The 3,552-nt window shown below is 66.5% G+C and carries 3 protein-coding genes; all 3 read left to right on the forward strand.

The window, feature by feature from the left end:
• Positions 1–44: 44 nt before the first annotated feature.
• The 3 genes from urtB to urtD are packed head-to-tail and all read left to right on the forward strand — an operon-like array spanning position 45 to position 3,471.
• Complete coding sequence (gene urtB, locus NTD88_RS15350; RefSeq protein WP_262156559.1) at positions 45–1,544, forward strand: urea ABC transporter permease subunit UrtB; 1,500 nt, start codon at positions 45–47, stop codon at positions 1,542–1,544.
• Positions 1,544–2,623: an urea ABC transporter permease subunit UrtC gene (gene urtC, locus NTD88_RS15355; RefSeq protein WP_110971393.1), complete on the forward strand. Its 1,080-nt coding sequence runs from the start codon at positions 1,544–1,546 to the stop codon at positions 2,621–2,623. The genes urtB and urtC overlap by 1 nt, the downstream gene beginning before the upstream one ends.
• Complete coding sequence (gene urtD, locus NTD88_RS15360; protein ID WP_262191734.1) at positions 2,620–3,471, forward strand: urea ABC transporter ATP-binding protein UrtD; 852 nt, start codon at positions 2,620–2,622, stop codon at positions 3,469–3,471. The genes urtC and urtD overlap by 4 nt, the downstream gene beginning before the upstream one ends.
• The last annotated feature ends 81 nt before the right edge of the window (positions 3,472–3,552 follow it).

The following is a 3,552-nucleotide window of genomic DNA, read 5'->3' on the forward strand; positions in this document are numbered from 1 at the left end:
AGCGGCCCCAAAAACCTCGAATCCTCCAAAGGGACCCCCGCGCCATGCCCAAGGCCCTCTACCGTCTCATGCTTTGCCTGTGCCTGTTGCTGCCCTTCGCCGCTCACGCCAACGAAGCCGAATACTTCGCCACCGCCAAGCCCAACGACCAGGCTCGCCTGCTCCAGGACTGGGCGGCGCAACCCGAGGCTGCGCGGCTGCCACTGCTGACCTCGCTGCAACAAGGTCGCCTCGGCCCCGATGACGACCGCAAGCTGCGTCTGAACAACCGCCTGCGCGGGCTGGTGGACAACGCTCTCGCCGCGCATCAGTTGCTCAGCGACGATGCCGCGTTGCGCCTGCAGGCCGCGCAGCAACTGCAAAAAAGCGCGCAACCGGCGCAGGTCGCGTTCCTCGACCGCCAGTTCGCCCAAGAAAAAGACAGCTCGGTCCACGCCGCCCTCGGTCTGGCCCTGGCCAATCTGCAACTGGCCGCCAGCGAACCTGCCGTGCGTCTCGCCGCCGTGCGCCTGCTCGGTGAAACCGGCGACCCGATGGCCCGCACCCGCCTCGAAGCCCTGCTCGACCCGGCCGTGGAAAGCGATGCCGGCGTGCGCACCGCCGCCGAAACCAGCCTGGCCCAGGTCAAGCGCAAGCTGCTGATCGGCGAGTTGCTCGGCCAGGCCTTCAGCGGGCTGTCGCTGGGCTCGATCCTGTTGCTGGCGGCGCTGGGTCTGGCGATCACCTTCGGCCTGCTCGGGGTGATCAACATGGCCCACGGCGAGATGCTGATGCTCGGCGCCTACACCACGTACGTGGTGCAGGTGATGGTCCAGCGTTATGCGCCCGGCGCCATCGAGTTCTATCCGCTGCTGGCGTTGCCGCTGGCGTTCTTCGTCAGCGCCGGGGTTGGCATGCTGCTGGAGCGCACGGTCATCCGCCACCTCTATGGCCGCCCGCTGGAAACCCTGTTGGCAACCTGGGGCATCAGCCTGATCCTGATCCAGGCCATTCGCCTGATCTTCGGCGCGCAGAACGTCGAAGTGGCCAACCCGGCCTGGTTGTCCGGCGGTATGCAGGTGCTGCCGAACCTGGTGCTGCCGTACAGCCGCATCGTCATCATCGGCTTCGCCCTGTTCGTGGTGCTGCTGACCTGGCTGCTGCTCAACCGCACCCGCCTCGGCCTGAACGTGCGCGCCGTCACCCAGAACCGCAACATGGCCGCCTGCTGCGGCGTGCCCACCGGTCGCGTCGACATGCTCGCCTTCGGCCTCGGCTCGGGCATCGCCGGCCTCGGCGGCGTGGCCCTGAGCCAGATCGGCAACGTCGGGCCTGACCTCGGCCAGAGCTACATCATCGACTCGTTCCTGGTGGTGGTGCTCGGCGGTGTCGGGCAACTGGCCGGCAGCCTCTGGGCCGCGTTCGGTCTGGGCATCGCCAACAAATTGCTGGAACCGCAGATCGGGGCGGTGCTCGGCAAGATCCTCATCCTTGCGCTAATCATTCTGTTCATCCAGAAACGCCCGCAAGGCCTGTTCGCCCTCAAGGGACGGGTAATCGACTGATGAACCAGCCTCTGCTTGTCACTGCCGCGCAAAAAGCCGGGCCACGGTTGTCCCTGGCCGTCGGCGCCATCGTCCTGCTGATCCTGCTTGCACTGCCGCTGTTGTCGCTGCTGCCCGAGGGCCATGCCCTGCAGGTCTCGGCCTACACCCTGACGCTGGTGGGCAAGATTCTCTGCTACGCCATCGTCGCCCTGGCGCTGGACCTGGTCTGGGGCTACGCCGGGCTGCTGTCGCTCGGCCACGGGCTGTTCTTCGCCCTCGGCGGCTACGCCATGGGCATGTACCTGATGCGCGAAGCCGCGGGCGACGGCCTGCCGGCGTTCATGAGTTTCCTGTCCTGGACCGAACTGCCCTGGTACTGGGCCGGCACCCAGCACTTCGCCTGGGCCATGTGCCTGGTGGTGCTGGCGCCGGGGTTGCTGGCGCTGGTGTTCGGCTACTTCGCCTTCCGCTCGCGGATCAAGGGCGTGTACTTCTCGATCATGACCCAGGCCCTGACCTTCGCCGGCATGCTGCTGTTCTTCCGCAATGAAACCGGGTTCGGTGGCAACAACGGCTTCACCAACTTCCGCACCCTGCTGGGCTTCGACGTCACCGCCCAGGGCACCCGCGCGGTGTTGTTCCTGCTCACCGTGGCCCTGCTGGTGGGCAGCCTGTACCTCGGCTGGCGACTGGCGCGGAGCAAGTTCGGCCGGGTACTGACCGCGCTGCGTGACGCCGAGAACCGCCTGATGTTCTGCGGCTACGACCCGCGCGGGTTCAAGCTTTTCGTCTGGGTGCTGAGTGCCGTGCTCTGTGGCCTGGCCGGGGCGTTGTACGTGCCGCAGGTGGGCATCATCAACCCCAGCGAGATGTCGCCGACCAACTCCATCGAAGCTGCCGTGTGGGTCGCCCTCGGCGGTCGCGGCACGCTGATCGGGCCGCTGCTGGGCGCGGGCCTGGTCAACGGCATGAAGAGCTGGTTCACCGTGGCGTTCCCGGAGTTCTGGCTGTTCTTCCTCGGCGCGCTGTTCATCCTCGTCACCCTGTACCTGCCCAAGGGCGTGGTCGGCCTGTTGAAGAAAAGGGGCGAACAATGAAGTTTCCGTCGATCCACCCTGAATTCATGCTCGAACCCATCCTCGACCCGGGCAGCGGCCGCGACGCCATCGGCCTCGGCCAGGCGCGCACCCCGGGCCTGGACGTGCGCCACGGCACGGTGCTGACCCTGGAAGACATCAACGTCAGTTTCGACGGCTTCAAGGCCCTGACCGCGCTGAACCTGTACATCGGCGTCGGTGAACTGCGCTGCATCATCGGCCCCAACGGCGCCGGCAAGACCACCATGATGGACGTCATCACCGGCAAGACCCGCCCCACCAGCGGCAAGGCGTGGTTCGGCGAAACCCTCGACCTGACCCGCATGAGCGAGGTGGAAATCGCCCAGTCCGGGATTGGCCGCAAGTTCCAGAAGCCGACGGTGTTCGAAGCACTGACCGTGTACGAAAACCTCGAACTGGCGCAGAAGACCGACAAATCGGTCTGGGCCTGCCTCGGTGCGCGCTTGAGCGGCGAGCAGCAGGACCGCATCGACGAAGTGCTGACCACCATCCGCCTGGAAAGCTCGCGCCAGCGGCCTGCGGGGTTGTTGTCCCACGGCCAGAAGCAATTCCTCGAAATCGGCATGTTGCTGATGCAGGACCCGCAACTGCTGCTGCTCGACGAACCGGTGGCGGGCATGACAGACGCCGAGACCGAGTTCACCGCCGAGCTGTTCAAACGCCTCGCCGGCAGGCATTCGCTGATGGTGGTGGAGCACGACATGGGCTTCGTCGGCAGCATCGCCGACCACGTCACCGTGCTGCACCAGGGCAGCGTGCTCGCGGAGGGTTCGCTGGAGCAGGTGCAGGCGGATGATCGGGTGATTGAGGTTTATCTGGGTCGTTAGCTCAACGCGATCACGCTCTTCTGTAGGAACTGGCTTGGGCGGGGGGGGGGGGGGGGCGGCCCCCCGCCCGGCCCCCCCGCC

This window comes from Pseudomonas sp. 20P_3.2_Bac5 (assembly GCF_025466035.1).
Taxonomy (GTDB): Bacteria; Pseudomonadota; Gammaproteobacteria; order Pseudomonadales; family Pseudomonadaceae; genus Aquipseudomonas.